Annotated in this window: 24 protein-coding genes and 5 tRNA genes; 8 read left to right on the top strand and 21 right to left on the bottom strand. The window is 54.2% G+C overall.

Annotated elements, in window-relative coordinates; all coding sequences use genetic code 11:
• The first annotated feature begins 128 nt into the window (after positions 1-128).
• The 5 genes from galE to gpmA all read left to right on the top strand — a co-directional run bounded on the left by galE (position 129) and on the right by gpmA (position 5,415).
• Entirely contained in the window at positions 129-1,145 is a 1,017-nt protein-coding gene (gene galE, locus ACQG2Q_RS07045) for a UDP-glucose 4-epimerase GalE (RefSeq protein ID WP_022647482.1), read from the top strand.
• Positions 1,146-1,154: 9 nt separating this feature from the next.
• Positions 1,155-2,201: a galactose-1-phosphate uridylyltransferase gene (gene galT, locus ACQG2Q_RS07040; protein WP_022647481.1), complete on the top strand. Its 1,047-nt coding sequence runs from the start codon at positions 1,155-1,157 to the stop codon at positions 2,199-2,201.
• Positions 2,202-2,203: 2 nt separating this feature from the next.
• A complete protein-coding gene (gene galK, locus ACQG2Q_RS07035) occupies positions 2,204-3,352 on the top strand; it encodes a galactokinase (protein ID WP_045309135.1) in 1,149 nt (382 codons plus the stop codon).
• Positions 3,346-4,389, top strand: a complete 1,044-nt coding sequence (galM, locus tag ACQG2Q_RS07030; protein WP_426759092.1) for a galactose-1-epimerase — start codon at positions 3,346-3,348, stop codon at positions 4,387-4,389. The genes galK and galM overlap by 7 nt, the downstream gene beginning before the upstream one ends.
• 273 nt (positions 4,390-4,662) lie before the next feature.
• Positions 4,663-5,415: a 2,3-diphosphoglycerate-dependent phosphoglycerate mutase gene (gene gpmA / locus ACQG2Q_RS07025; protein WP_003858562.1), complete on the top strand. Its 753-nt coding sequence runs from the start codon at positions 4,663-4,665 to the stop codon at positions 5,413-5,415.
• Between the two features lie 61 nt (positions 5,416-5,476).
• On the opposite strand, the gene aroG is transcribed toward gpmA, so the two are convergent.
• Positions 5,477-6,529, bottom strand: coding sequence for a 3-deoxy-7-phosphoheptulonate synthase AroG (gene aroG, locus ACQG2Q_RS07020; protein WP_022647478.1), 1,053 nt, complete (start codon positions 6,527-6,529; stop codon positions 5,477-5,479).
• Positions 6,530-6,833: 304 nt separating this feature from the next.
• On the opposite strand from aroG, the gene ACQG2Q_RS07015 reads away from it, so the two are divergent.
• Together ACQG2Q_RS07015 and zitB are read left to right on the top strand one after the other, a co-directional pair.
• Positions 6,834-7,193, top strand: a complete 360-nt coding sequence (locus ACQG2Q_RS07015) for a protein YbgS (protein WP_022647477.1) — start codon at positions 6,834-6,836, stop codon at positions 7,191-7,193.
• Between the two features lie 99 nt (positions 7,194-7,292).
• Positions 7,293-8,231 (top strand): CDF family zinc transporter ZitB, encoded by a 939-nt coding sequence (gene zitB, locus ACQG2Q_RS07010; protein ID WP_022647476.1) that lies wholly within the window; start codon positions 7,293-7,295, stop codon positions 8,229-8,231.
• Here the strand turns inward: zitB and pnuC are convergent.
• The 20 genes from pnuC to mngA all read right to left on the bottom strand — a co-directional run bounded on the left by pnuC (position 8,228) and on the right by mngA (position 25,118).
• Positions 8,228-8,947, bottom strand: a complete 720-nt coding sequence (gene pnuC, locus ACQG2Q_RS07005; RefSeq protein WP_022647475.1) for a nicotinamide riboside transporter PnuC — start codon at positions 8,945-8,947, stop codon at positions 8,228-8,230. The two genes, zitB and pnuC, sit on opposite strands and share 4 nt — an antisense overlap.
• Before the next feature lie 22 nt (positions 8,948-8,969).
• On the bottom strand, positions 8,970-10,013 hold the full coding sequence (gene nadA, locus ACQG2Q_RS07000; protein WP_023299618.1) for a quinolinate synthase NadA: 1,044 nt from the start codon (positions 10,011-10,013) through the stop codon (positions 8,970-8,972).
• Between the two features lie 330 nt (positions 10,014-10,343).
• Positions 10,344-10,419: transfer RNA gene (locus tag ACQG2Q_RS06995), tRNA-Lys, on the bottom strand.
• Between the two features lie 31 nt (positions 10,420-10,450).
• Positions 10,451-10,526 (bottom strand) — tRNA-Lys (locus ACQG2Q_RS06990).
• A 41-nt stretch (positions 10,527-10,567) separates the two neighbouring features.
• Positions 10,568-10,643, bottom strand: a tRNA-Lys gene (locus ACQG2Q_RS06985).
• Between the two features lie 3 nt (positions 10,644-10,646).
• Positions 10,647-10,722, bottom strand: a tRNA-Val gene (locus ACQG2Q_RS06980).
• Between the two features lie 27 nt (positions 10,723-10,749).
• Positions 10,750-10,825: transfer RNA gene (locus ACQG2Q_RS06975), tRNA-Lys, on the bottom strand.
• Positions 10,826-10,986: 161 nt separating this feature from the next.
• Entirely contained in the window at positions 10,987-11,775 is a 789-nt protein-coding gene (gene cpoB / locus ACQG2Q_RS06970; protein ID WP_063850183.1) for a cell division protein CpoB, read from the bottom strand.
• Positions 11,776-11,784: 9 nt separating this feature from the next.
• Positions 11,785-12,306, bottom strand: coding sequence for a peptidoglycan-associated lipoprotein Pal (pal, locus tag ACQG2Q_RS06965; RefSeq protein WP_003858578.1), 522 nt, complete (start codon positions 12,304-12,306; stop codon positions 11,785-11,787).
• A 34-nt stretch (positions 12,307-12,340) separates the two neighbouring features.
• Complete coding sequence (tolB, locus tag ACQG2Q_RS06960; protein ID WP_022647472.1) at positions 12,341-13,633, bottom strand: Tol-Pal system beta propeller repeat protein TolB; 1,293 nt, start codon at positions 13,631-13,633, stop codon at positions 12,341-12,343.
• Positions 13,634-13,762: 129 nt separating this feature from the next.
• Positions 13,763-15,016, bottom strand: a complete 1,254-nt coding sequence (gene tolA, locus ACQG2Q_RS06955) for a cell envelope integrity protein TolA (RefSeq protein ID WP_023299616.1) — start codon at positions 15,014-15,016, stop codon at positions 13,763-13,765.
• 28 nt (positions 15,017-15,044) lie between these two features.
• On the bottom strand, positions 15,045-15,473 hold the full coding sequence (tolR, locus tag ACQG2Q_RS06950) for a colicin uptake protein TolR (RefSeq protein ID WP_003858589.1): 429 nt from the start codon (positions 15,471-15,473) through the stop codon (positions 15,045-15,047).
• Between the two features lie 3 nt (positions 15,474-15,476).
• Positions 15,477-16,169, bottom strand: coding sequence for a Tol-Pal system protein TolQ (gene tolQ, locus ACQG2Q_RS06945; protein ID WP_022647470.1), 693 nt, complete (start codon positions 16,167-16,169; stop codon positions 15,477-15,479).
• Entirely contained in the window at positions 16,166-16,570 is a 405-nt protein-coding gene (gene ybgC / locus ACQG2Q_RS06940; RefSeq protein ID WP_003858593.1) for a tol-pal system-associated acyl-CoA thioesterase, read from the bottom strand. Before ybgC ends, tolQ begins: the two co-directional genes overlap by 4 nt.
• Before the next feature lie 148 nt (positions 16,571-16,718).
• Positions 16,719-17,009, bottom strand: coding sequence for a cyd operon protein YbgE (gene ybgE, locus ACQG2Q_RS06935; RefSeq protein WP_003858596.1), 291 nt, complete (start codon positions 17,007-17,009; stop codon positions 16,719-16,721).
• Complete coding sequence (gene cydX / locus ACQG2Q_RS06930; protein ID WP_014169181.1) at positions 17,009-17,122, bottom strand: cytochrome bd-I oxidase subunit CydX; 114 nt, start codon at positions 17,120-17,122, stop codon at positions 17,009-17,011. Before cydX ends, ybgE begins: the two co-directional genes overlap by 1 nt.
• Before the next feature lie 14 nt (positions 17,123-17,136).
• Positions 17,137-18,276: a cytochrome d ubiquinol oxidase subunit II gene (cydB, locus tag ACQG2Q_RS06925; protein ID WP_022647469.1), complete on the bottom strand. Its 1,140-nt coding sequence runs from the start codon at positions 18,274-18,276 to the stop codon at positions 17,137-17,139.
• A gap of 15 nt (positions 18,277-18,291) precedes the next feature.
• On the bottom strand, positions 18,292-19,860 hold the full coding sequence (gene cydA / locus ACQG2Q_RS06920; RefSeq protein ID WP_023299615.1) for a cytochrome ubiquinol oxidase subunit I: 1,569 nt from the start codon (positions 19,858-19,860) through the stop codon (positions 18,292-18,294).
• Positions 19,861-20,541: 681 nt separating this feature from the next.
• On the bottom strand, positions 20,542-23,178 hold the full coding sequence (gene mngB, locus ACQG2Q_RS06915; RefSeq protein ID WP_096216952.1) for a mannosylglycerate hydrolase: 2,637 nt from the start codon (positions 23,176-23,178) through the stop codon (positions 20,542-20,544).
• Positions 23,179-23,201: 23 nt separating this feature from the next.
• Positions 23,202-25,118, bottom strand: a complete 1,917-nt coding sequence (mngA, locus tag ACQG2Q_RS06910; RefSeq protein ID WP_063850187.1) for a PTS 2-O-a-mannosyl-D-glycerate transporter subunit IIABC — start codon at positions 25,116-25,118, stop codon at positions 23,202-23,204.
• A gap of 171 nt (positions 25,119-25,289) precedes the next feature.
• Here mngA and ACQG2Q_RS06905 point away from each other — a divergent pair, with 171 nt between their 5' ends.
• On the top strand, positions 25,290-26,006 hold the full coding sequence (locus ACQG2Q_RS06905; protein WP_022647465.1) for a GntR family transcriptional regulator: 717 nt from the start codon (positions 25,290-25,292) through the stop codon (positions 26,004-26,006).
• Positions 26,007-26,079 lie beyond the last annotated feature (73 nt).

The raw sequence follows: 26,079 nt of genomic DNA, 5'->3' as shown, positions 1-26,079 counted from the left end.
CACTCAGTCTGTGAAAAAGCGCCTGTGAAAACCAGTGTAAACGATACCACTATTTTATCCCATGTCACACTTTTCGCGTCTCTGATATGCTATGGTTAATTCATACCATAAGCCTAATGGAGCGAAATATGCGAGTTCTGGTAACAGGTGGTAGCGGTTACATAGGAAGTCATACCTGCGTACAACTTCTGCAAAGCGGCCACGATGTCGTCATTCTTGATAACCTGTGCAACAGTAAGCGCAGCGTGCTGCCGGTCATTGAACGCCTTGCGGGTAAACAGCCGACTTTCGTGGAAGGCGATATCCGCAATGAAGCATTGATGACTGAAATCCTTCACGATCACGCGATTGAAACCGTTATCCACTTCGCGGGCCTGAAAGCGGTGGGCGAATCGGTAGCAAAACCGCTTGAGTACTACGACAACAACGTCAACGGTACCCTGCGTCTGATCTCCGCCATGCGTGCGGCGAACGTTAAAAACTTTATCTTCAGCTCTTCCGCGACCGTCTACGGCGATCAGCCAAAAATTCCTTACGTTGAAAGCTTCCCGACCGGTACGCCGCAAAGCCCGTATGGCAAAAGCAAGCTGATGGTAGAGCAGATCCTGACCGACCTGCAAAAAGCCCAGCCTGAGTGGAGCATCGCGCTGCTGCGCTACTTCAACCCGGTTGGCGCGCATCCGTCAGGCGACATGGGTGAAGATCCGCAGGGCATCCCAAATAACCTGATGCCGTATATCGCGCAGGTTGCCGTAGGGCGTCGCGACTCCCTGGCGATTTTTGGTAACGATTATCCCACCGAAGACGGCACCGGCGTGCGCGATTACATTCACGTGATGGATCTGGCCGACGGCCACGTGGCGGCGATGCAGCAGCTGGCGGATAAACCGGGCGTGCATATTTACAACCTCGGCGCCGGCGTCGGCAGCAGCGTGCTGGATGTGGTGAATGCCTTCAGTAAAGCCTGCGGCAAGCCAGTGAAATATCACTTCGCGCCGCGTCGTGATGGCGACCTCCCGGCTTACTGGGCCGATGCCACCAAAGCGGATAAAGAGCTTAACTGGCGTGTTACCCGCACGCTTGATGAAATGGCACAGGATACCTGGCACTGGCAGTCACGCCATCCGCAGGGTTATCCGGATTAAGGATTTGTCATGACACAATTCAATCCCGTCGATCACCCGCATCGTCGTTTTAACCCGCTCAGCGGGCAATGGATTTTAGTTTCACCGCATCGCGCCAAGCGCCCCTGGCAGGGGGCGCAAGAGACGCCTGCCAAACAGTCGCTGCCGCAGCACGATCCGGACTGCTTCCTCTGTCCGGGCAACACGCGCGTGACGGGCGATACAAACCCGAACTACAAAGGCACCTTCGTTTTCACTAACGATTTTGCGGCGCTGATGACCGACACGCCGGACGCGCCGGAAAACCACGACCCGCTGATGCGCTGTGAAAGCGCCCGCGGCACCAGCCGCGTGATCTGCTTCTCTCCCGATCACAGCAAAACGCTGCCGGAGCTGAGCGTTGAGGCGCTGAAAGAGGTGGTCAGCACCTGGCAGGCGCAAACGGCGGAGCTGGGCCAGACCTATCCGTGGGTGCAGGTATTTGAAAATAAAGGCGCGGCGATGGGCTGCTCTAACCCGCATCCGCACGGCCAGATCTGGGCGAACAGCTTCCTGCCGAACGAAGCCGAACGTGAAGACCGGCTGCAAAAAGCCTATTTCGCCCAGAACGGTTCGCCGATGCTGGTGGATTACACCCAGCGTGAACTGGCGGACGGCAGCCGCACTGTGGTGGAAACCGAGCACTGGCTTGCGGTAGTCCCTTACTGGGCGGCGTGGCCGTTTGAAACGCTGCTGCTGCCAAAGGCCCATGTTCAGCGTATTACGGACCTCAGCGACGCCCAGCGAGACGACCTTGCCCTGGCGCTGAAAAAACTGACCAGCCGCTACGACAACCTGTTCCAGTGTTCCTTCCCCTACTCCATGGGCTGGCACGGTGCGCCGTTTAACGGCGAAGAGAATCAACACTGGCAGTTACATGCACACTTCTATCCGCCGCTGCTGCGTTCTGCGACGGTACGTAAATTCATGGTGGGCTATGAAATGCTGGCGGAAACCCAGCGCGACCTGACGGCGGAACAGGCGGCAGAACGCCTGCGTGCCGTTAGCGACGTCCATTACCGCGAATCAGGAGTCTAAAAATGAGTCTGAAAGATAAAACACAATCCCTGTTTGCTGAAAAATTTGGCTACCCTGCCACCCATATTATCCAGGCGCCAGGCCGCGTTAATCTGATCGGCGAGCACACCGACTATAACGACGGTTTTGTCCTGCCGTGTGCCATCGACTACCAGACGGTGATCGCCTGCACGAAACGTTCAGATCGTAACGTGCGAGTGATCGCCGCGGATTACGGCAACGAAATTGACGAATTTTCCCTTGATGCGCCGATCGTGACCCACGACAGCCAGCAGTGGTCGAACTATGTTCGCGGCGTGGTGAAGCATCTTCTGAAGCGTAACAAGAATTTCGGCGGGGCCGATCTGGTGATCAGCGGCAACGTGCCGCAAGGGGCGGGATTAAGCTCTTCCGCATCGCTGGAAGTGGCGGTCGGCACCGTGTTCCAGCAGCTTTATCATCTGCCGCTGGACGGGGCGCAGATCGCCCTCAACGGTCAGGAAGCGGAAAACCAGTTCGTGGGCTGCAACTGCGGCATTATGGATCAGCTGATTTCCGCGCTGGGCAAGAAAGAACATGCTTTGCTGATTGACTGCCGCTCCCTCGGGACCAAAGCGGTTCCACTGCCAAAAGGTGCGGCTGTGGTGATCATCAACAGCAACTTCAAACGCACCCTGGTGGGGAGCGAGTACAACACCCGCCGCGAGCAGTGTGAAACCGGCGCGCGCTTCTTCCAGCAGCCAGCCCTGCGTGATGTCTCACTTGACGAATTTAACAAGGTTGCCCACGAACTGGATCCGGTTGTCACGAAGCGCGTGCGTCACGTGCTGACGGAAAATGCCCGTACCGTAGAAGCCGCCTCCGCGCTGGCGAAAGGTGACCTGAAACGGATGGGCGAGCTGATGGCCGAATCGCATGCCTCCATGCGCGACGATTTCGAAATCACCGTGCCACAAATCGACACCCTGGTTGAAATTGTGAAAGCCACGATTGGCGATAAAGGCGGCGTGCGTATGACCGGGGGTGGATTTGGCGGCTGTGTCGTCGCCCTGGTGCCGGAAGAGCTGGTCCCTGCCATTCAGGACGCGGTGGCTAAACAGTACGAAGCCAAAACGGGCATCAAAGAAACTTTCTATGTCTGCAAAGCATCACAAGGAGCCGGACAGTGCTAAACGAAACACCTACTCTCGCACCGGATGGTCTGCCGTATCGCCTGTTGACCCTGCGCAACAGCGCCGGGATGGTGGTTACGCTGATGGACTGGGGCGCAACGTTACTTTCTGCCCGCGTACCAATGCCTGACGGCAGCGTGCGCGAAACCCTGCTCGGCTGCGCATCGCCCGAGCAGTATATCGAGCAGACCGCTTTTCTGTGCGCATCCATAGGCCGCTACGCCAACCGCATCGCCAGAAGCCGGTTTACGCTGGACGGCGTAACCTATTCCCTGCTTGCCAGCCAGGGTGAAAATCAGCTGCACGGCGGCCCGGAAGGGTTTGATAAACGTCGCTGGAAGATTGTGCAGCAAAATGACGGTGAGGTCTGGTTCTCTCTGGACTCCCTCGACGGAGACCAGGGCTTCCCGGGCAATCTCACCGCAACCGCGCGCTTTACCCTGACCGAAGATAATCGTATCGCCATTGAGTACCGCGCGACCGTCGACAAGCCGTGCCCGGTCAACCTGACTAACCACGCCTATTTCAACCTTGACGGCAATCAGACCGATGTCCGCAGCCACAAACTCCAGATCCTGGCGGACGCGTATCTGCCGGTCGATGAGATGGGGATCCCTTATCAGGGGCTGAAACCGGTAAGCGGTAATAGCTTTGATTTCCGTCAGCCGAAAACCATCGCCCAGGATTTCCTGAGTGATGACGATCAGCGCAAGGTGAAAGGCTACGACCACGCTTTCCTGTTGCAGGCGAAAGGCGATCTTTCTCAACCTGCCGCACAGGTCTGGTCTGCGGATGAGAAGTTACAGATGACGGTCTACACCACCGCCCCTGCCCTGCAGTTCTACTCCGGTAACTACCTGGAGGGGACCACGGCGCGTGAACATAACGACTACGCCGCCTGGCAAGGTCTGGCGCTGGAGAGCGAGTTCCTGCCGGACAGTCCTAACCATCCTGAATGGCCGCAGCCTGACTGTGTGCTGCGTCCGGGTGAAGAGTACGTAAGCGTCACAGAGTATCATTTCATTCCGCGCGCATAATGTCCGGCGGCGCTACGCGTGCACGGGCCTACGAATGTAGGCCGGATAAGCGAAGCGCCATCCGGCAAAAAGCCTGGCCCTCACCGCGAGGGCTTTTTTCCGCTCAGCTTGCTGAAAATAGCGGCGATCGCAGACAAAATCATAACCCTGGATTCACATGCATCTTACACTCTCGAACTATTTTCGCTATGGTTAGGGTTAAGCGTTGCTGCTGGCACAGTCACGGCAATATAATGAGAATTGTTATCATTCAAAATGCTTGAGGAGTAAGAAATGGCTAATACTAAGCTTGTCCTGGTGCGCCACGGCGAAAGCCAGTGGAACAACGAAAACCGCTTCACCGGTTGGTATGACGTTGATCTGTCCGAGAAAGGCGTGAGCGAAGCAAAAGCGGCAGGTAAACTGCTGAAAGAAGAAGGCTTCACCTTTGACTTTGCTTACACCTCTGTGCTGAAACGTGCCATCCATACCCTGTGGAACATTCTGGACGAGCTGGATCAGGCCTGGCTGCCGGTTGAGAAATCCTGGAAACTGAACGAGCGTCACTACGGTGCGCTGCAAGGTCTGAACAAAGCAGAAACCGCAGAAAAATACGGTGACGAGCAGGTTAAGCAGTGGCGTCGTGGTTTTGCGGTCACGCCTCCAGAGCTGAGCAAAGATGACGAGCGCTACCCGGGCCACGATCCGCGTTACGCGAAGCTGACTGAGGCTGAACTGCCGCAGACCGAAAGCCTGGCGCTGACCATCGACCGTGTTGTGCCTTACTGGAACGAAACCATTCTGCCACGCCTGAAAAGCGGCGAGCGCGTCATTATCGCTGCTCACGGTAACTCCCTGCGTGCGCTGGTGAAATACCTGGACAACATGGGTGAAGATGAAATCCTCGAGCTGAACATCCCTACCGGCGTGCCGCTGGTGTACGAGTTCGACGAAAACTTTAAGCCAGTTAAACATTACTACCTGGGTAACGCCGACGAAATCGCTGCAAAAGCGGCGGCCGTGGCGAACCAGGGTAAAGCGAAGTAATTTTCGCCGGACATAAAAAAAGCGTGGAGCAATCCACGCTTTTTTATTGCCCGCGATAAACTTAACCGCGACGCGCTTTTACCGCATCCGCCAGCTGACGCAGGATCGCATCGGTATCATCCCAGCCAATGCAGGCATCCGTCACGCTCTTACCGTAGACCAGCGGCTCGCTGCCCTCCAGGTTCTGATTGCCTTCCACCAGATGGCTCTCAATCATCACCCCAATCACTGCGCGTTCACCGTTGGCGATTTGCTGACAAACGTCTGCACCAACTTCCATCTGCTTTTTGAACTGTTTGCTTGAGTTCGCATGGCTGAAATCGATCATGATCTGCGGCGCCAGTCCCGCTTTCTCCAGACCCGCCTTCACTTCCGCCACGTGTTTTGCGCTGTAGTTAGGCTCTTTACCGCCGCGCAGAATGATATGGCAATCGCCATTACCGCTGGTATTCACGATAGCCGAGTGGCCCCACTTAGTCACCGACAGGAAGCAGTGCGGCGCGCCAGCCGCATTGATGGCATCAATAGCGACTTTGATGGTGCCATCAGTGCCGTTTTTGAAACCCACCGGGCATGACAGGCCAGACGCCAGCTCACGGTGAACCTGCGATTCAGTCGTACGCGCACCAATAGCGCCCCAGCTCATCAGGTCAGCCAGATACTGCGGGGTGATCATATCGAGGAATTCTCCGGCAGCAGGCAGCCCGCTGTCGTTAATCTCCAGCAGCAGCTTACGCGCAATACGCAGGCCGTCGTTGATCTGGAAACTGTTGTCCATGTGCGGATCGTTGATCAACCCTTTCCAGCCCACGGTGGTACGCGGTTTTTCGAAATAAACGCGCATCACAATTTCCAGTTCGCCCTTCAGCTCTTCGCGCAGGGTGAGCAGACGTGACGCGTACTCTTTGGCCGCAGCAGGATCGTGAATGGAGCACGGTCCGATGACCACCAGAAGACGATCGTCGCTACCTTTCAGGATCTTGTGGATCGCCTTGCGGGCATGAGACACCGTGTTGGCGGCATTTTCGGTGGCGGGGAATTTTTCAAGGAGCGCTACGGGAGGTAATAACTCATTGATCTCTTTAATGCGTAAATCGTCGTTCTGATAATTCATCTTCTTTCCGGCTCTGCCATATCTTTAGTAATGAAAGCAATGCTTTCAATCTAACTTGTCGGTCACGAAGTGTAAACGGGCTTTTACACTTCGCGCAGATAATTCCTGGAATTCGCCTAAAATACGCAACAAAATAGCGAAAAATGAGATCTCGCCTAAGCTTTTTACTTGTAACGACTGTTTTTAAATATTTATACGCGATTCCATCCTGACATAATTCAGGAATCTGGGATCTTTCGCCACTGAACAAGATGCACTGTTGGAGAATGTTATCCAGCGTAACGATAAGAACAGGAGCACCATGATGAAAATGACGAAACTGACTACGCTTTTCCTGACGGCAACCCTTACCCTGGCAAGCGGTAGCGTACTGGCAGCCGATACAGGCTCCTCCGGCAGCAACGGCGACGCAAATGCCGCTGCCGAAGCGGGCCAGGTTGCGCCGGATGCAAAACAGAATATCGCGCCAAATAATGTTGATAACAGTAATATCAACACGGGCAATACCAACACCGGCGGTACGAATACCGGCACGATGAACCATGACGGTATGAGCACTGACGAAGTTCACAAAAACTCAATGTGTAAAGACGGGAAATGCCCGGACCCGAATGACAAAGTGGGCAGCGATGCCAATACCAAAACGGACGGTACTACCCAGTAACCTTCCGTAAGGTAAAAGAGGGAGAGCGAATGCTCTCCTTTTTTATTTAAGCTCTTAAAAACGCTACACTAAAAATAATAATAAATCAGGAACGATACCATGGCGCACTCCCACTCCCATTCCCACTCCACTGGCGATGAAAATGCCAAACGGCTTCTGCTGGCTTTTGGCGTCACTGCCACCTTTATGATTATTGAGGTGACAGGCGGACTGATCTCCGGATCGCTGGCGCTGCTGGCCGATGCCGGGCATATGCTGACCGACGCTGCCGCGCTCCTGTTTGCTCTGCTGGCCGTGCAGTTTGCCCGTCGCCCTCCCAATGCCCGCCACACCTTTGGCTGGCTCAGACTGACCACACTTGCTGCGTTCGTGAATGCGATTGCACTGGTGGTTATTACCATTCTTATCGTCTGGGAGGCGTTTCAGCGCTTTCGTCATCCACAACCGGTAGCCGGAACGACGATGATGGTGATTGCTATTGCCGGGTTGGTCGCCAATATTCTGGCATTCTGGATATTGCACCGCGGCAGCAGCGAAAAAAATCTGAACGTACGGGCCGCGGCGCTTCACGTGCTGGGCGATCTGCTGGGTTCCGTAGGTGCCATCGTCGCCGCGCTGATCATTATGGGTACGGGCTGGACCCCCATCGACCCGATTCTTTCCGTGCTGGTATCGTGCCTTGTATTACGCAGTGCCTGGCGGCTGTTGAAAGAGAGCGTGAATGAACTGCTGGAAGGCGCTCCCACGTCGCTGGATATTGGCGAGCTAAAACGCAATCTGTGTCGTTCCATTCCTGAAGTCCGTAACGTTCACCACGTTCACGTCTGGCTGGTGGGTGAGAAACCGCTTATGACGCTGCACGTTCAGGTTATTCCGCCCCACGATCACGATGCGTTGCTTGAACGTATTCGGCACTTCCTTGAGCATCACTACGAAATTGCGCACTCCACCATCCAGATGGAGTATCAGCCTTGTAACGGGCCAGACTGTCACCTGAACGAGGCGCAGTCCGGCCACTCACACGAGCATCACCATTAGCGGGAAAGCGCGCGAGAGCCACGCTCACGCGCGCTGTTGATCCACATGCGGCTACCGTTCAGGGCAATGACGGTCAGCAGCATATACTCCAACGACATGGCATAAACGCCCTGACGGGCAAAAATCACCACGCTAATCACGTTGATGACCACCCACAGCAGCCAGTTTTCAACGTATTTACGGGTCATCAGGATCATTGCGGCAATCGAAAGCACCATCATGCAGGAATCCCAGAACGGGAAGGCATCAGGCTGAAGCTCAGGCATCGTCACGTTTAATCCCAGACCCGACATGACCGAGACCGCCACGCGCGTCAGGAAGGCAAATACCGGGTCAATAAAGACGGTCATAAAGCCGATTGCCACCACGCAGGCCGCGAGCCAGGCAATGGCTTTTGGCAACGGCAGCCAGCGGATTTGCAGCTCCGCCTCCTGCTGACTGTTTTGCCGCGACCAGGCGTACCAGCCATAGATATTGGCCGCGAAGAAGAACAGCTGCAGAAGCAAGCTGGCGTAGAGCTGGATCTGGAAGAAGATGATCGCAAACAGCGTGACGTTTATCAGCCCGAACGCATAGTTACTGATCTTCTCAAGGCTGGCCAGCCAGATACAGAGTAAACCGGCCAGCGTACCTACCGCTTCAATCCACGACAGGTCATAGCCGCCCGCACCAATCGGGATATGAACCAGGATGTTCTGTGTGCTAAAAAAATCCATTTTTTCTCCGGGGCGTAATAAGTTAAGTACGTAGTGTAGCCGCAAAATCCAGCATACGGTTAAGCGGAATTAACGCGCCTTCGCGCAGGGCGGCGTCTACGTGGATCTCATGCGCTGCGCCCCCGATCTCCAGCCCCTCCGCTATCGCCTTAAGTCCATTCATCGCCATCCACGGGCAGTGCGCGCAGCTTCGACAGGTCGCCCCTTCTCCGGCGGTTGGCGCTTCGAGCAGCTCTTTTTCTGGTACGGCCTGCTGCATTTTATAGAAGATACCGCGATCGGTCGCCACGATGAGCTGCTTGTGCGGCAGGGTTTTTGCCGCGTTTATCAACTGGCTGGTTGAGCCGACGGCGTCCGCCATCTCAACAATCGACTGCGGCGACTCCGGATGCACCAGAATTGCGGCCTGCGGGTATAAGCGTTTCATCCGGGTCAGTGCCTGGGTCTTAAACTCGTCGTGAACGATACAGGCGCCCTGCCAGCACAGTACATCCGCACCGGTCTGTTTTTGTACGTAGTTTCCCAGGTGACGATCGGGCGCCCAGATGATTTTCTCCCCCAGGCTGTCCAGATGTTCAATCAGCTCAACGGCGATACTGGACGTTACTACCCAGTCTGCCCGGGCTTTCACCGCCGCAGACGTATTGGCATAGACCACCACGGTACGGTCAGGGTGGGCATCACAGAAGGCGGTGAACTCATCAATCGGGCAACCGAGGTCAAGAGAACATTCGGCATTCAGCGTAGGCATCAGAATCGTTTTTTCCGGGTTGAGGATTTTTGCCGTTTCACCCATAAAACGAACCCCCGCGACCAGCAGCGTGGAGGCTGAATGCTTAGCACCGAAACGCGCCATCTCCAGGGAGTCTGAGATACAGCCACCCGTCTCTTCCGCCAGCTGCTGAATTTCCGGGTCGGTGTAGTAATGCGCCACCATCACCGCATCACGCTCTTTAAGGAGGCGCTTGATTTTTTCACGATAGAACTGCTTCTCATCCCGGCTTAGCGGAGCTGGCTTCGGCGGGAAGGGATAGATTGCGGTTTCGGGATCAAACATCACACTCATTATGGCTTCTCGTTTTACTGGCTTAACAATATTGCCTTTGTTTTGCATGAGATAACAAAAATAAGGCAATGGTGTTTTATATACTAAACAAGATAGCGAATTTGAGGGGGAATGTCATCGGGAATTGATGCCGGTAGCATTTGTCGGCTGGTGGCTTCGCCTTACCCGACCTACAAGGCACTGGCGAACGACAGATAGCAAAAAGGCGCCTTTAGGGCGCCTTTCTACACTGGTGGGTCGTGCAGGATGACTCGGCTTCGCCTCGCCCTTCGGGCCGTTGCTAAAGCAACGTTATCCTTCACGTGTAATATCTGAGTAAGACATTAAAATTGGTGGGTCGTGCAGGATTCGAACCTGCGACCAATTGATTAAAAGTCAACTGCTCTACCAACTGAGCTAACGACCCCTTACGGGATGTACTTCAAATCTATTCAGGCTGGTGGGTCGTGCAGGATTCGAACCTGCGACCAATTGATTAAAAGTCAACTGCTCTACCAACTGAGCTAACGACCCATTCGGGTGTTGCCTGAATTATCACTCGGAACCAATAAAATTGGTGGGTCGTGCAGGATTCGAACCTGCGACCAATTGATTAAAAGTCAACTGCTCTACCAACTGAGCTAACGACCCGAGTGGTGGGTGATGACGGGCTCGAACCGCCGACCCCCTCCGTGTAAAGGAGATGCTCTACCAACTGAGCTAATCACCCACTCTGTACTGCCGGAACTGCTTTAAGTGGTGGGTCGTGCAGGATTCGAACCTGCGACCAATTGATTAAAAGTCAACTGCTCTACCAACTGAGCTAACGACCCACTTTTGCGCTGCTTTCACGTTGTTTGATATCCCGTGGCAACGGCGGCATATATTACTGATTTAAGAATTCTGCGCAACAAAAATTTCGATGAAGATCACTTAACTGCTTAGGAATCATGCTGCACGACCAGAAATAACGCGATTTCTGGTCATGCGATAATCAACCCATCGAACTCAAACGTTTTTGCGCTTGTTTGGCGCCGTCTGTACCCGGGAATTTCGCAACCACCTGCTGATAAACCGCTTTGGCTTTTGCAGTGTCGCCTTTGTCCTGCATGATCACGCCGACTTTATACATCGCATCCGGCGCTTTCGGTGATTTCGGGTAATTTTTCACCACAGAGGCAAAATAAAACGCCGCATCATCCTTTTTACCCTTGTTGTAATTCAACTGACCCAGCCAGTAGTTCGCATTTGGCTGGTAAGTAGAATCAGGGTACTTCTTAACGAAGTTCTGAAACGCAACGATAGCATCGTCCTGGCGCGATTTGTCCTGTACCAGGGCAATGGCCGCGTTATAGTCCGTATTCGCGTCACCGCTCTGTACAGGCGCACCTGACGACGGGGAGGCATCTGCCGCAGGTGCAGGCGTCGCCGCACCGCTTTGATCGCCTGCTGCGGGCTGTGCAGCCGCACCGCCGCTGCTCAGGCTATCCATCTGCGACAAGATTTGCTTCTGGCGTTCCACAACCTGATTAAGCTGATACTGACTCTCCTGGATCTGACCACGAAGGGAATCGATATCGTTCTGGTTGTCAGAAAGTTGCTGCTGGAGTTGAGTTAAAAGCTGGCTGTGAGCGTTAGAGATACGCTCGAGTTGAGTGACCCGGTCTTCTACCGAGCCTGAGCCGACACTACTGATTGGTGCCTGAGCAAAAGCGGCCCAGGGGGCCGCTATTCCAACCAGTAACGACAGACTCATCAGATGATGTCTGAAGTTACTGCTCATGCAATTCTCTTAGTAAACGAGTACGGCACGACGGTTTTTGGAGTAAGCCGCTTCGTCGTGACCCAGTACTGCTGGTTTTTCTTTACCGTAAGAAACGATGGAGATCTGGTCAGCAGAAACGCCTTTACCCTGCAGGTACATTTTAACAGCGTTCGCACGACGTTCACCCAGGGAGATGTTGTACTCTGGAGTACCACGTTCGTCCGCGTGACCTTCTACGGTGACTTTGTAAGACGGGTTGCTACGCAGGAAGTTTGCGTGCGCATCCAGCATTGCAGCGAAGTCAGAACGGATGTCGTATTTATCCAGATCGAAGTAAACGATGTTGTTCTGCTGCAGCTGCTGCATCTGAAGACGCGCTTGCTCTTCAGAAGACATGTTGCCATTGCCGTTAGCGTCCATACCGGTGCCGGCACCCATCATGCCTTCGCCGCTCTGGTCATTGCTTGCGTTCTTGTTAGAAGAACACGCTGCGATTGCCATTACAGGCAGAGCGATCATCAGCCCCTTCAGCACTTTGTTCAGTTGCATTTCTAAGATTCCTTTAGTAATCAATTAATTATTATTACAGATACGGCGACCAGGCAGGTGATTTTACCTGTCCATCAGTTGCCGGAAGACGCGCTTTGAAACGCCCATCTGTAGAAACCAGATTCAGCACGGATCCCATCCCCTGAGAAGAGCTGTAGATTACCATAGTGCCGTTAGGTGCCAGACTTGGCGTTTCATCCAGGAACGTTGACGACAGTATTTGTACGCCTCCCGTTACCAGATCTTGTTTGGCAATGTGCTGCTGACCACCCGCAGTGCTAACCATTACCATTGTTTTACCATCGGCACTGACGTCAGCATCCTGGTTCTGAGAACCTTCCCAGGTAATACGCTGCGCTGCTCCGCCGTTGATATTCACTTTATAAACTTGTGGACGACCTGCCTGGTCGGACGTAAAGGCCAGATTCTGGCTGTCCGGGAACCAGGTTGGCTCAGTGTTATTGCTACGACCATCCGTGACCTGACGGATCTGACCAGAACCAATATCCATTACGTACAGATTCAGGCTACCGGTTTTAGACAGGGCAAACGCCAGTTTGGTACCGTCCGGAGAGAACGCAGGTGCACCGTTGTGACGTGGGAATGACGCAACCTGACGAACAGCACCGTTAGAGAGCGTCTGGATGACCAGCGCGGAGCGGCCGCTTTCGAAGGTCACATACGCCAGCTTTGAGCCGTCCGGAGACCATGCCGGAGACATCAGCGGCTGCGGTGAACGGTGTACGGTGAACTGGTTGTAACCATCGTAGTCAGAGACGCGCAGCTCATAAGGGAACTGGCCGCCGTTGGTCTGTACCACGTACGCGATACGGGTACGGAACGCACCTTTAATACCGGTCAGCTTCTCAAACACTTCGTCACTTGCCGTATGGCCAGCGTAGCGCAGCCACTGCTTGTTCACTTTATACGTGTTCTGAGCCAGAACGGTACCCGGCGCACCGCCGGTATCAACCAGCTGATACGCAACGTTATAGCCGCCGTCTGGTGCAGGCGTAACCTGACCGACAACTACCGCATCAATACCCAGCGCAGACCATGCAGCAGGCTGAACGTCCTGCGCAGTACCCGGCTGCTGAGGCAGGCGGGAACGATCTAATGGGTTAAATTTACCGCTGTTACGCAGGTCAGCTGCAACAATGCCGCCAATATCTTCAGGCGCAGCGCCCGGGCCTGCCCACTGGAACGGAACGACACCAATCGGACGCGCCGAGTCCACCCCCTGGGTGATCTCGATACGTACTTCTGCGTGCAGTACAGCTGCCCACAGCATTAAAAAACTAACTGCTACACGTAATGCCTGCTTCATCATATCTCCCTTATCTGGGTAACCTTACCCACGATAATTTAGCAGAATGTTAACAAACCCAAATAGACAAAACTACTTATCCTGTTTACGACCATAGACTGTTTTTCATACTTCCGTTAGAAGAGTTGATTACAGCTTAAAGTCCAGTTTGGCATCTTTTATCCTTTCATAAACAGCCTCGCTAGGCGGTTTAGGAATGTTCGCCGATCTGGCTGCGGCCAGCGCAGCCTGACAGAGCGCAGGATCGCCCCCTTCAGACGTCACGCTTTTCAACCTGCCGTCTGGCGCAAGATTGATGTGCAGTACGCATTGCTTGCCCTGATACAGGCCTGCATCAAAGAGTCGGCTCTGAATCGCAACCTGGATCTGTTTGGCATAAGCACTGATATCTGCACCTGTTGCCCCACCGTTGGCTCCGGAGGTACCGCTGTCTTTTGACGGCTGTCCATTTCCTTTCGCCCCACCGCCCGTTTTCGGTGCATTCTTACCGGAACTCAGGTCGCCCAGCAGATCGTCAACTCCTGCGGCTGCGGCAGCTTTCTCAGCGGCAGCGGCCTTTTTAGCAGCGGCTTTTTCGGCTGCTGCTTTCTTATCGGCAGCGGCTTTCTCAGCTGCAGCTTTTTTATCAGCAGCGGCTTTTTCCGCAGCGGCGGCTTTTTCTGCCGCAGCTTTCTCAGCGGCAGCCGCTTTCTTCGCCGCTTCGGCGGCCGCTTTTTTCTCTGCTTCCTGGGCGGCTTTCTTCGCGGCTTCTGCTTCGGCTTTCTTCTGTGCGTCAGCAGCGGCTTTTTTCGCGGCTTCGGCTTCCGCTTTCTTCTTCGCATCAGCAGCGGCTTTCTTCGCGGCTTCTGCTTCGGCCTTCTTCTGCGCGTCAGCAGCGGCTTTTTTCGCTGCTTCTGCGGCTACTTTCGCCTGAGCATCTGCCTGCGCCTTAGCGTCTGCTGCGGCTTTGGCTGCCGCCTCCTCCGCCTGCTTCTGCTGTTCCTGCGCTTTCTTCGCTGCGGCTTCAGCCTGTTTCTGCTGCTCCGCCTGCTCTTTCGCGGCTTCCTGCGCCTGCAAACGCTCTTTCTCAAGCTGCTTCAAACGTTCCTGCTCGGCGGCCTGCTTTTCACGCAGCTCTTCCGCCTGCTGTTGCGCCTGTTTTTCACGCTGCTCTTCAGCGCGTTTTGCGCTCGCCTGCTGCTGTTGCTGACGATTATAGTTCTGCACTACCGCACCGGGATCTACCATGACGGCGTCGATGGATGAGCCTCCACCACCGCCCGATGCATCAATGTGCTCATCGAACGAACTCCAGATCAGCGCTGCAAAAAGAATCACGTGCAGCACTGCGGAGACGATTATCGCTCGCTTAAGCTTGTCGTTCTGTTCGGTTGCCTTTGACACTATCGGTTCCCAAAAACTACGCAGATGATCAAATAGGCTGAGTCATTAAGCCAACTGACTTAACGCCCGCGCTATGTAGCAAGTTCAGCGCTTTGATAATTTCATCATATGGTACGTCTTTCGCACCACCGATTAAGAAGACCGTCTTCGGATTTGACTCCAGGCGTCGTTGCGCTTCAGCAATAACCTGCTCTGGGGGGAGCTGATCCATACGATCCTTCTCGACCACCACGCTGTACTGCCCTACGCCGGAAACCTCAATGATGACCGGAGGATCGTCATTGGTGCTTACCGCCTGTGATTCTGTCGCATCCGGCAGATCAACTTCTACGCTCTGGGTGATGATGGGGGCTGTCGCCATAAAGATCAGCAGCAGCACCAGCAGCACGTCCAGTAACGGAACGATATTGATTTCGGACTTGAGCTCGCGACGACCTCGTCCACGCGATCTGGCCATGGTTTACCCCTTGTTGCTCTCGGTGCTGGTAAACGCCTGACGATGCAGAATCGCGGTGAACTCTTCCATAAAGTTGTCGTAGTTCAGTTCCAGTTTATTCACGCGCTGGTTCAGACGGTTGTACGCCATTACCGCCGGAATTGCCGCGAACAGACCGATTGCGGTCGCGATCAGTGCTTCTGCGATACCCGGTGCCACCATCTGCAAGGTTGCCTGCTTCACCGCCCCCAGGGCGATAAAGGCGTGCATGATCCCCCACACCGTACCAAACAGGCCGATATACGGGCTGATGGAGCCAACGGTACCGAGGAAAGGAATATGCGTTTCAAGATTTTCCAGTTCGCGATTCATGGAAATGCGCATCGCACGCGACGCACCTTCTACCACGGCTTCCGGCGCATGGTTGTTAGCACGGTGTAAGCGAGCGAACTCTTTGAAACCACTATAAAAAATTTGTTCGGAGCCTGAAAGGTTATCACGGCGTCCCTGGCTTTCCTGATAGAGACGAGAAAGCTCTATACCCGACCAGAACTTATCTTCAAACGCTTCGGCTTCGCGGCCAGCGGCATTGAGGATACGCGTTCTCTGGATGATGATGGCCCAGGATGCGATTGAAAAACCAATCAAAATCAACATGATAAGTTTAACCAGAAGGCTTGCCTTCAGGAACAAATCAAGGATATTCATGTCAGTCACTGCTTAAACTCCGCGACAATAGACTTAGGAAGCGCACGAGGCTTCATTATGGTTGGATCAACACAGACAATCAGGACTTCAGCTGAGTTCAGTACCGTGTTCTCTGCATTGACTATCCGCTGCGTGAAAACCAGTGAAGTTCCGCGCATTGATGTAATTTCTGTTTGGACTTCGAGCATATCGTCGAGTCTGGCAGGCGCAAAATACTCAAGCGTCATCTTGCGTACCACGAAGGCAACTCGCTCAGCCAACAGCACCTGTTGACTAAAGTGATGATGGCGCAGCATCTCTGTGCGTGCCCGTTCATAAAAAGCAACGTAGCTGGCGTGGTAGACCACACCACCGGCATCGGTATCTTCGTAATAGACACGTACCGGCCATCGAAACAGCGTTGTATTCACTTTACATCCCGGTAATACAAGAAAAGTTGGAGCTTTCAAACTTCGCTACTATACGCGCGGGAATGATGGTTTGGAATGGGGGAAAGTAAACGGAGAGTAAATTTTTATGGGCTCGGGTAAGCCCATATCATTAACGGACATTTCTTATTCAGAAGAAGAAGAAAATCAAACCGGCGAGAAGAACCAGATCGGCAATCAGCGGGCAGAAGATGCCCTGCCAGTGAAGCGCTTTCGGACGAAAGCCGACACCGTGAATCACACCTGCACACACCGCCCACATAATCAGGAAGCCGTGCCAGATCTCAAGCTCGCTGGTTTTAGCCGCGAAGCGCGACGGGTCCCAGAAGATACAGCCCGCCAGCAGTAATGCCATAATGAGGGAAAGCGCCCGCAGGGGGCGCTTGTCCATTACCGCATATAACGTTGCGATAATATTCATTAGTGCTTATCTTCACCTGCTTTAGACGCTTCTACATGCTCAAGCGCCAGGGCAGTGATGACACCAAATGCACAGGCAAGAAGCGTCCCTAAAATCCATGCGAAATACCACATATTCAGCTCCTTACTTAATACATAGAGTGGGTGTTGCTTTCGATATGTTCTTTAGTGATGCGACCGAACATTTTCCAGTAACACCAGGCGGTGTAGAGCAGGATAATCGGCACGAACACGCAAGCAACGTACGTCATCAGGTTCAACGTCAACTGGCTGGACGTTGCATCCCACATGGTCAGGCTAGCATTCATCATGGTGCTGGATGGCATCACGAATGGGAACATAGCAATACCTGCCGTCAGGATAATGCACGCCAGCGTCAGGGAAGAGAACACGAACGCCATAGCGCCTTTCTCCAGACGAGACATTAACACTGTCAGCAGTGGCAGCAGCACACCCAGAGCAGGGATAGCCCATAGCGCAGGCATATTGTTGAAGTTCACCAGCCATGCGCCAGCCTGACGCGCCACCTCTTTGGTCAGCGGGTTAGACGGTGCGGTATGGTTAATGGCGGAGGTCACCACGTAGCCATCAATACCGTACACGACCCACACGCCTGCCAGCGCGAAGCAGACCAGCGTCACCAGCGCCGCCACCTGAGCGGTCGCACGGGAACGCAGGTGCAGTTCACCCACGGTACGCATCTGGAGATAGGTTGCGCCCTGGGTGATGATCATCGCCACGCTCACCACGCCCGCCAGCAGACCAAACGGATTCAGCAGCTGGAAGAAGTTACCGGTGTAGAACAGACGCATATATTCGTCGACGTGGAACGGTACGCCCTGTAACAGGTTACCGAACGCCACACCAATGACCAGCGGTGGAACGAAGCTACCAATGAAGATGCCCCAGTCCCACATGTTACGCCAGCGGGTGTCTTCAATCTTGGAGCGGTAGTCAAAACCTACCGGACGGAAGAATAAAGAGGCCAGCACCAGAATCATCGCCACATAGAAGCCGGAGAACGCAGCCGCGTAAACCATCGGCCAGGCAGCGAACAGCGCGCCGCCTGCGGTGATCAGCCACACCTGGTTACCGTCCCAGTGCGGGGCGATGGAGTTGATCATGATTCGACGCTCGGTGTCATTACGACCGAGGAAACGGGTGAGCATGCCCACGCCCATATCGAAACCATCGGTGACCGCAAAACCAATCAGCAGAACGCCGATCAACAGCCACCAGATAAAACGCAATACTTCATAATCGATCATTTGATGACTCCTGTCTTAGCGTGCCGGCTGAGTAGTCGTAACAGACTGCTCGTAGTGGTAGCGACCGGTTTTCAGGCTGCTTGGGCCAAGGCGCGCGAACTTGAACATCAGGAACAGTTCAGCCACCAGGAACAGGGTGTACAGACCGCAAATCAGCAGCATGGAGAAGATCAGGTCGCCTGCGGTCAGGGAGGAGTTCGCTACCGCTGTTGGCAGCACCTCACCGATCGCCCATGGCTGACGGCCATATTCCGCAACAAACCAGCCGGACTCGATAGCAATCCATGGCAGTGGGATACCGTACAGCGCGGTGCGCAGCAGCCATTTTTTCTCACCGATACGGTTACGAATGACTGACCAGAACGAGGCCGCGATGATCAGCAGCATGATAATGCCGCAACCCACCATGATGCGGAACGCGAAGTACAGCGGCGCAACGCGTGGAATAGAGTCTTTGGTTGCCATCTGAATCTGCGCTTCCGTCGCGTCGGAGACGTTCGGGGTATAGCGTTTCAGCAGCAGACCGTAACCGAGGTCTTTCTTCACGTCGTTAAATTGATCGCGAACGGCCTGGTCGGTAGAGCCGGCGCGCAGCTGTTCCAGCAGCGAGTAGGCTTTCATCCCGTTACGGATACGCTCTTCATGCTGCACCATCAGATCTTTCAGGCCAGTCACCTGTTTGTCGACGGAGCGCGTGGCGATAATACCCAGAGCGTAAGGAATTTGAATGGCGAAGCGGTTTTCCTGCGCGTCCTGGTCAGGCACGCCGAACAGGGTAAACGCTGCCGGTGCCGGCTGGGTTTCCCATTCAGCTTCAATTGCGGCGAGTTTGGTTTTCTGCACGTCACCCATTTCGTAACCGGATTCATCACCCAGAACAATAACGGACAGAATCGCGGCCATACCGAAGCTTGCTGCGATAGCGAAAGAACGCTTGGCGAACGCGAAGTCACGGCCGCGCAGCATATAGTAGGAGCTGATGCCCAGCACGAACATCGCGCCGCACACATAGCCAGACGCCACGGTGTGCACGAATTTAACCTGGGCAACCGGGTTCAGGACTAGCTCAGCGAAGCTGACCATCTCCATACGCATGGTTTCGAAGTTGAAATCAGATGCGATTGGGTTTTGCATCCAGCCGTTCGCCACCAGGATCCACAGTGCGGACAAGTTGGAGCCTAATGCCACCAGCCAGGTTACCGCCATATGCTGGACTTTACCCAGACGGTCCCAACCGAAGAAGAACAGACCTACAAAGGTGGATTCGAGGAAGAAGGCCATCAGACCTTCAATGGCCAGCGGCGCACCGAAAATATCCCCTACATAGTGGGAATAGTAAGACCAGTTTGTCCCGAACTGGAACTCCATGGTCAGACCGGTTGCCACGCCCAGCGCAAAGTTGATACCAAACAACTTGCCCCAGAACTTGGTCATATCTTTATAAATCTGTTTGCCGGAGAGGACGTAAACCGTTTCCATGATGGCCAGCAGGAACGCCATACCGAGCGTCAGCGGCACAAAAAGGAAGTGGTACATCGCGGTCAAGGCAAACTGTAAGCGCGACAGTTCGACTACGTCTAACATTATGACTCCTTGCTCATCGCATGAAGACTCCGAGAGTGAACCCCGTTAGATAAGGATCCACACGCATGCCCCAATACAAAGTTATCTGCTTCCCTTCTTCGTTGCTTATTCTCTACAGGAGGAAAAAGCAATGATGAAAGGTTACAAATACGTTAAGAAAAAACCAAATTGATCCCGTAAATATAATACGCTGCAAAACCCTTACAATAAACAGGTTTTTATTCGAACAGATTTACGTTTTTCGACGGCGATCAATTTATAGCAAAATTACCACTTTTCGGCCATTTTGATCGGGAACAATTTAACGCCTTTTGGAGCCTTTTTCCAAGGATTAAACATTGATTTAAATCAAAAACAGCCGGCACTGTTAATGATGTTTCTTTGTGACATGGATAGTAAAAACCTTGTTAATAACATGTATATTTAAAGGCATTAATGGTTATAAAAGCCAGAAGATAATATAAACAGTTGTGATTTTTATTAACGCGTGTGAAAAAAGACCTTTTTGCAGGGAGAGAAACATATAATGTTATCCGCTTCACAGTATTTTTCTTTCGTTTTACTACCCGCCTAAAAGATTACATTTCATTCACCTTCGCTAATCTTAAAATTAACACCCTTTAGTGACTATTTGATGAAATAAAGGCCGCAGGGGATGCGGCCTTGATATTGTTCTTGAGATTACCTTTCAATTTTTATGCTGAAGGTGCGTGACTGGCCTGGCCTGAAAGGCCCCGTAATGGCTGAGCCCTCCTCCCCTTGCGCTTTGCACACCTCATTCATGTCCGTTTCGCAACAGGCCTGGACCTCACGGTTCACAGACAAAGCCACGTCACAGGAGCGGGTCTCCGAAGGGTTGTACAGACGAAGAATCATCTCGTCACGATCCTCCGCTTTTTTCAGCGCACTGAGTACACATCCGTTAGGCGCCAGCGTTAGCAGGCTATAGCTACAGGGTGTGGTGAAAGAGGCACGGTTAAGCTTCATCGCATCCCACGGAATTTTGTTATAACAGTGCACTGGCGTTAACCACGACTTCGCCTGCTGCGCAACGCCAGCACTGACGGGCGAACCATTAAAACTGAACAGGCTAAAGCGACAGGTTAACTGACCCCGCATCTGCGAATCAGGCACCGGCATTTTGATCCCGGACGGTCTGCCAGGGCGCAGAAGTAAGTCTTCCTTCCCAAGCAACCCCACGCCGCGAAGCAACGTCAGGGCAAACGTTTTTTGACGCTCACCTGTTACTTCAAATTCGCGCAACCCTTCGGTAAATAGCGCCATCCCGTTACGCCGTTCCTGGAGCACCGCGTAGTTGAGCAGATTCCACACCGGCAGCGGCGCTTCCTTCCATCCCTCCTCCTGCCAGTTTGCCATCGCTTCATCCTGTACAGGGCGCGTCAGCGAACCAAACTGGGTATCGGCTAAGACCGTCTCTGTGGTGAATGGTGTCGGGATCAGCACCCGCACACGGTGGTCATCCGCGTGATTTCCGAGACGTGCCTCGACGTCGATACGTCGGCTGTTATGGCTGAGCGTGACCGTGAGTTCTGCCTCAAGCGTTCCCGTCTGCTGACGCGCAGAACGTTCAGCGAGATCCGCTGGCACCGCCATTCGATGGCGGATCACCGCCCTGCTCTGCCAGGCCTCGTGGATCACCTCAACCTCATGTTCGCCCTGCGCGGAAGAGAGTCTCCACTCTTCCCGTGAAGGCGAGTAGTCGTACTCATCGCCATCATCCGAGCTCTCTTCAATTTCCAGCGCGCGGTCATAGATAAGCCCGGACGCTTTATCGAGCAGACGCAAAGTACCGTCCTCGTTTAACGTTACTTCCCAGAAAGCATTTTCCAGTAACGCCTCCGGCGATTTATCTGGCGTCTGCAGTTTGCCGGCCACGTGCGGCTCGATATAGAGCGTGCGGTAACCCATAGATGGCAGGATCTGGTTGAGCTGGATGTCAAACTCCATGAAGGGATCGTAGTTGCCGTAATGCACTATCTGCCGGTCAATCAGCCCGGGGTCTATCTCACGCGCGCTGCGGAGATAATAAGGGATTTCATTTCCCTTTTCGTCCAACAGGCGGAACTGGCTGGCGCGCAGACGTATCGTGGTGTTGATCACTTCCTCACGCGGCCAGGGCGTGAGGTTAAACATCACCAGTTTGTCTTCCTCGCTCTGCGGCATGTTGTCGACAATCTTGCGCATATAGAAGCACGTCAGGTTATCGGCCATGTCTTCCGCCAGCTCAAAGCGCGACATCACCTCGCGATGCACTTTATCGCTGCAGCAGCAGCCGATACTGTCGTGGGCGTGATTCTTGAGGATCTCTTTCCACATTTTTTCCAGCAAGCCGTGGTGATAGTCAAAGCCCAGCGTCCAGGCAAGCGTAGCCAACGGCTCGAGGACGTTGACGATTTTATTCTCTATCCGGGCGTGGGCGATTTTGATGTCCATCCGCGTGGAGCCGATCGTCCGGTGCACCCGCATATATTTACCGTCAATAAATTCCCCTTTCAGCGTCGCCAGTTCATCGCGGTGCGCATCGATATGGTCAAACACCTCCTCGAAGCGGCTCATCACAAACTGACGCTGCGGGTAGATTTTGCGCAGCTTATCCATCACCGCAAATATGTTCTGCTGGAGCGGCATCTGATCATGGCCGTTAGGCAGCAAAATTTCTTTCGTCACGGAGGCTTTTTCGAGCACCTCGAAGTAGTTGTCGAGCCGTTTGCGCAGTCCGGCTTCATCCTCCGGTAAGTACTTACCAATCGCGTAGCCCAGCGGCAGCACCTGTGCCGTCACTTCGCTGCCGTCCTGGCTTTGCCAGAGAAATTCGGTTTTATCGGTACCGTGCCGCTCGGAACAGCCGCGCCAGAACATGGTGCGCGTGATGCCAAAACCGTTGTAAATGTGTGGCAGCTGGGAAGACATGCCGAAGGAGTCCGGCAGATAGCCAATTTTCATCGGCTCGCCAAAGGCCAGACAGTCGCGCATGCCGTACATCAGATTGCGCACAATCGACTCGCCGGAGACAAGGGTGGTGTCCGTCTGGGTATACCACGGCCCGATAATCAGCTTCCCGGCCGCCACCAGCGCCTTCACGCGTGGCCTGTTTTCCGGTTTCACGGCAAAATAATCTTCCAGCACCGCCGTCTGGCCGTCGAGAACGTAGTATTTATACTCTGCGTCCTGCTCAAGACGGGTGAGGATCTCTTCCATATTATTGACCAGAAGAATACGTGACGCTTCGGTGGTGAAGTACCACTCCCGGTCCCAGTGCATATGTGGCGTGATATGAACGCGAGATACAGCTTTCATCTTCGTTTCCTGTCAGTGCGTGTTTAGGATGGTATGTCTTCAGTCACGTAGGTACCGCTCTTCACGGCCTGGCGTCGCCAGAGCAGTAAAATGAGCGTAGAGATTGCGGCGCCCACCAGCGCGGCGCCAAACCAGCCGGCAGCGGCTATCACGCCGCCCAGCCCGGCATCATGCAGTAAGAAGAGAGAGAAAATGCCCGCGCCCGGGGTGGAGAGCCCAATACCCATCGCTCCGACAATCGCTCCGGTCGCCATTGACCCCAGAACAAATGAGCCGATGACTCGCAACGGATCCTCGATAGCCATCGGAATTGCCCCTTCGGTGATGCCCGCCAGCCCCAGCAGCCAGGTGGATTTGCCGGTCTCAATTTCGAACTGTTTAAACAGATTCGGAGCCAGCATCGTTGATGCCGTCACGGTAAAGGCCGAAACCATTTTGACGGAGGCGAAGATCGCATAAGGCCCGTATACGCCGTTGGCCATCGCGCCCAGACAGAACGCGTAAGAGGCTTTGTTGACCGGACCGCCCAGATCGAACGAGCACATAAAGCCCAGGATCGCCCCCAGCAGCAGCGCGTTCGCGCCGGAGAGACCATTAAGCCAGGCGGTCAGAGCGTTATTGATCCAGGCCACCGGTTCGCCGATCACAAACAGCATCAGGCTGCCTGCGCCCAGTACGCCAATCACCGGATAGAGATAAAAGGTCAGAAAGCCGTTGTAGCGGCTACTCAGCCGGATGTGGTTTTTCACCCAGCGCATCAGGTAGCCCGCAATCAGCCCGCCGACGATGGCCCCCAGAAAGCCGGAGCCGATCATATTGGCGGCAAGGCCCGCCGCAAAGCCCGGCGTAAGCGCAGGTTTATCCGCCAGCGAGTAAGCGGTATAGGCCGCCAGAACAGGGACCATCAGAATGCCGAGCATCCCACCGCCCAGTTTGCGGTACATCCACAGCCACGAGTTTTCCTGATCGAACAGGTGCTGCAAGCCCAGGATTTGCGCCAGGAGTACCGACACGGCCAGCACCGTGCCGCCAGCGACAATCAGCGGCACCGCAAAGGAGATACCGCTGAGCAGCGCTTGCTTGAGTTCGGTTTTAACGGACTTTTTCGCGTCCGTGTCGACGTGCGCAGGACGCGCATCGGATACAGGCTGTAGCGCCAGCGCACGCTCAATGAGCGCTTCCGCATGGCGCAAGGGTTCCGCGACGGGCACGGAAATGGCGGGGATCCCCTGAAAACGCTCACGCTCTTTGATCGCCACTTCCGCCGCGAAGATACACGCTTTTGCCTCCTGCAAATGCTGCGCGGTGATGCGCCCCTCAATACCGTTTGCCCCCTGCTTTTCGACCACTACATTGACGCCGAGCTTACGTCCCGCTTTTTCGAGATATTCCGCTGCCATGTAGGTATGGGCGATCCCGGCCGGACAGGCGGTAACGCAGACGATCGTCGGGGCATTCTCTGCGACGGCGGTTTCTTGCGCGTCAGGCGTCGTTTCCAGCGCCGCAAGCACCGCTTCCGCGCTGGTCGCCGTCATCACGTGCGCCCTGAGATCGTCATCCGCCAGGCGGGACGTCAGTTCCGTCAGCACCTGAATATGCGTTGATCCCGCTTGTGCGGGAGGAATGGCGAGCAAAAAAATCAGCTCGACCTCCTCCGGTCCGTCCACGCCTTCCCAGGCCAGCGGCTCGCGCAGTGTTGCCACGGCAAAAGCCGCTTCCTTTACTGCCGCTGATTTACCATGGGGTACGGCCAGCCCCTCGCCCAGCGCCGTCGGGCCAAGCGATTCGCGATGGAAAACCTCTGCCAGAAACGTATCGGCGTCGGCTATTTTGCCCAACGCTACCAGCCGCGTCGCAAGCTGACGGATTGCCTCATCACGGCTGGTAAACTGCGCCTGCACGCAGACAGCACGGGGGTCGGTCAGAGTCGTCAGGTTCATAAGATCCTCACCTATCCAAAGTTATTGTCTGGGGAGGATTGTGGCAGACTGGATAATACATTTATGTGATCATTTTCACTAACAACGATATTTGTATTTAATTTGTATTATTTACAAATCAGTCACTGAAGGCATAATTCCCCTAAAAAGGTATTAAAAAGGCGTAACACAATGGGCAATAAACCGATGTACCGGCAGATCGCCGATGCGTTCCGCGAGAAGATTAACGCCGGGGAATTAAAACCCGGAGACGCGCTGCCGACGGAATCCAGCCTTCAGGAGGCATTTAACGTTAGCCGTGTCACCGTGCGGCAGGCTTTGAAGCTGCTCGCCGACGAGCAGATCATCGAAAGCATTCAGGGCAGCGGCTCGTATGTAAAAGAGGAGCGGGTGAATTACGATATTTATCAGCTTACCGGCTTTTACGAAAAACTGGCGGATCGCAACGTTGATACGCACAGCGACGTCAGCGTCTTCGAAGTGGTGAAAGCCGATGAGCGGCTCGCGGCAAAACTGGCGCTCAATCCGGATGATAAGGTCTGGCACGTCAAGCGCGTACGCTTCATCAGGGAAAAGCCGGTGAATCTGGAAGAGACATGGATGCCGCTGGCGATGTTCCCCGACCTCACCTGGGAAGTAATGGAACAGTCGAAATACCATTACATTGAGCAGGTCAAAAAGCTGGTTATCGATCGCAGCGAGCAGGAGCTGGTGCCAGTCATGCCATCGGACGAGGCGATTGCCGCCCTGGCGCTCGATCCGGCAAAACCAATTCTTGAAAAAGTTTCCCGCGGCTTCCTAAAAGACGGCCGGGTATTTGAATACAGTCGCAACGTGTTTAATACCGACGACTATAAATTCACTCTGGTGGCTAAACGCAGACAATAAAAAAAGGCCGCTTTACAGCGGCCAACCATGTCGAAACGGACATTTTTTTATACTTCAACGCGCCCCATTCGGG

The organism is Enterobacter cloacae complex sp. 370H10, from assembly GCF_050031535.1.
GTDB lineage: Bacteria > Pseudomonadota > Gammaproteobacteria > Enterobacterales > Enterobacteriaceae > Enterobacter > Enterobacter intestinihominis.
Note: the sequence above shows the minus strand (reverse complement) of the source record. Positions and strands in the feature narration are given on the sequence as shown.

What these genes read in the sequence shown, in the direction of transcription:
- pal (WP_003858578.1), bottom strand. Translation starts at nt 12,306, where the DNA reads ATGCAACTGAACAAAGTGCTGAAGGGGCTGATGATCGCTCTGCCTGTA.
- tolR (WP_003858589.1), bottom strand. Translation starts at nt 15,473, where the DNA reads ATGGCCAGATCGCGTGGACGAGGTCGTCGCGAGCTCAAGTCCGAAATC.
- cydX (WP_014169181.1), bottom strand. Translation starts at nt 17,122, where the DNA reads ATGTGGTATTTCGCATGGATTTTAGGGACGCTTCTTGCCTGTGCATTT.
- zitB (WP_022647476.1), top strand. Translation starts at nt 7,293, where the DNA reads ATGGCGCACTCCCACTCCCATTCCCACTCCACTGGCGATGAAAATGCC.
- tolB (WP_022647472.1), bottom strand. Translation starts at nt 13,633, where the DNA reads ATGAAGCAGGCATTACGTGTAGCAGTTAGTTTTTTAATGCTGTGGGCA.
- gpmA (WP_003858562.1), top strand. Translation starts at nt 4,663, where the DNA reads ATGGCTAATACTAAGCTTGTCCTGGTGCGCCACGGCGAAAGCCAGTGG.
- mngA (WP_063850187.1), bottom strand. Translation starts at nt 25,118, where the DNA reads ATGAACCTGACGACTCTGACCGACCCCCGTGCTGTCTGCGTGCAGGCG.
- aroG (WP_022647478.1), bottom strand. Translation starts at nt 6,529, where the DNA reads ATGAATTATCAGAACGACGATTTACGCATTAAAGAGATCAATGAGTTA.
- ybgE (WP_003858596.1), bottom strand. Translation starts at nt 17,009, where the DNA reads ATGAATATTATCGCAACGTTATATGCGGTAATGGACAAGCGCCCCCTG.
- cydA (WP_023299615.1), bottom strand. Translation starts at nt 19,860, where the DNA reads ATGTTAGACGTAGTCGAACTGTCGCGCTTACAGTTTGCCTTGACCGCG.
- mngB (WP_096216952.1), bottom strand. Translation starts at nt 23,178, where the DNA reads ATGAAAGCTGTATCTCGCGTTCATATCACGCCACATATGCACTGGGAC.
- cydB (WP_022647469.1), bottom strand. Translation starts at nt 18,276, where the DNA reads ATGATCGATTATGAAGTATTGCGTTTTATCTGGTGGCTGTTGATCGGC.
- galE (WP_022647482.1), top strand. Translation starts at nt 129, where the DNA reads ATGCGAGTTCTGGTAACAGGTGGTAGCGGTTACATAGGAAGTCATACC.
- ACQG2Q_RS06905 (WP_022647465.1), top strand. Translation starts at nt 25,290, where the DNA reads ATGGGCAATAAACCGATGTACCGGCAGATCGCCGATGCGTTCCGCGAG.
- galK (WP_045309135.1), top strand. Translation starts at nt 2,204, where the DNA reads ATGAGTCTGAAAGATAAAACACAATCCCTGTTTGCTGAAAAATTTGGC.
- pnuC (WP_022647475.1), bottom strand. Translation starts at nt 8,947, where the DNA reads ATGGATTTTTTTAGCACACAGAACATCCTGGTTCATATCCCGATTGGT.
- cpoB (WP_063850183.1), bottom strand. Translation starts at nt 11,775, where the DNA reads ATGAGCAGTAACTTCAGACATCATCTGATGAGTCTGTCGTTACTGGTT.
- ACQG2Q_RS07015 (WP_022647477.1), top strand. Translation starts at nt 6,834, where the DNA reads ATGAAAATGACGAAACTGACTACGCTTTTCCTGACGGCAACCCTTACC.
- nadA (WP_023299618.1), bottom strand. Translation starts at nt 10,013, where the DNA reads ATGAGTGTGATGTTTGATCCCGAAACCGCAATCTATCCCTTCCCGCCG.
- galT (WP_022647481.1), top strand. Translation starts at nt 1,155, where the DNA reads ATGACACAATTCAATCCCGTCGATCACCCGCATCGTCGTTTTAACCCG.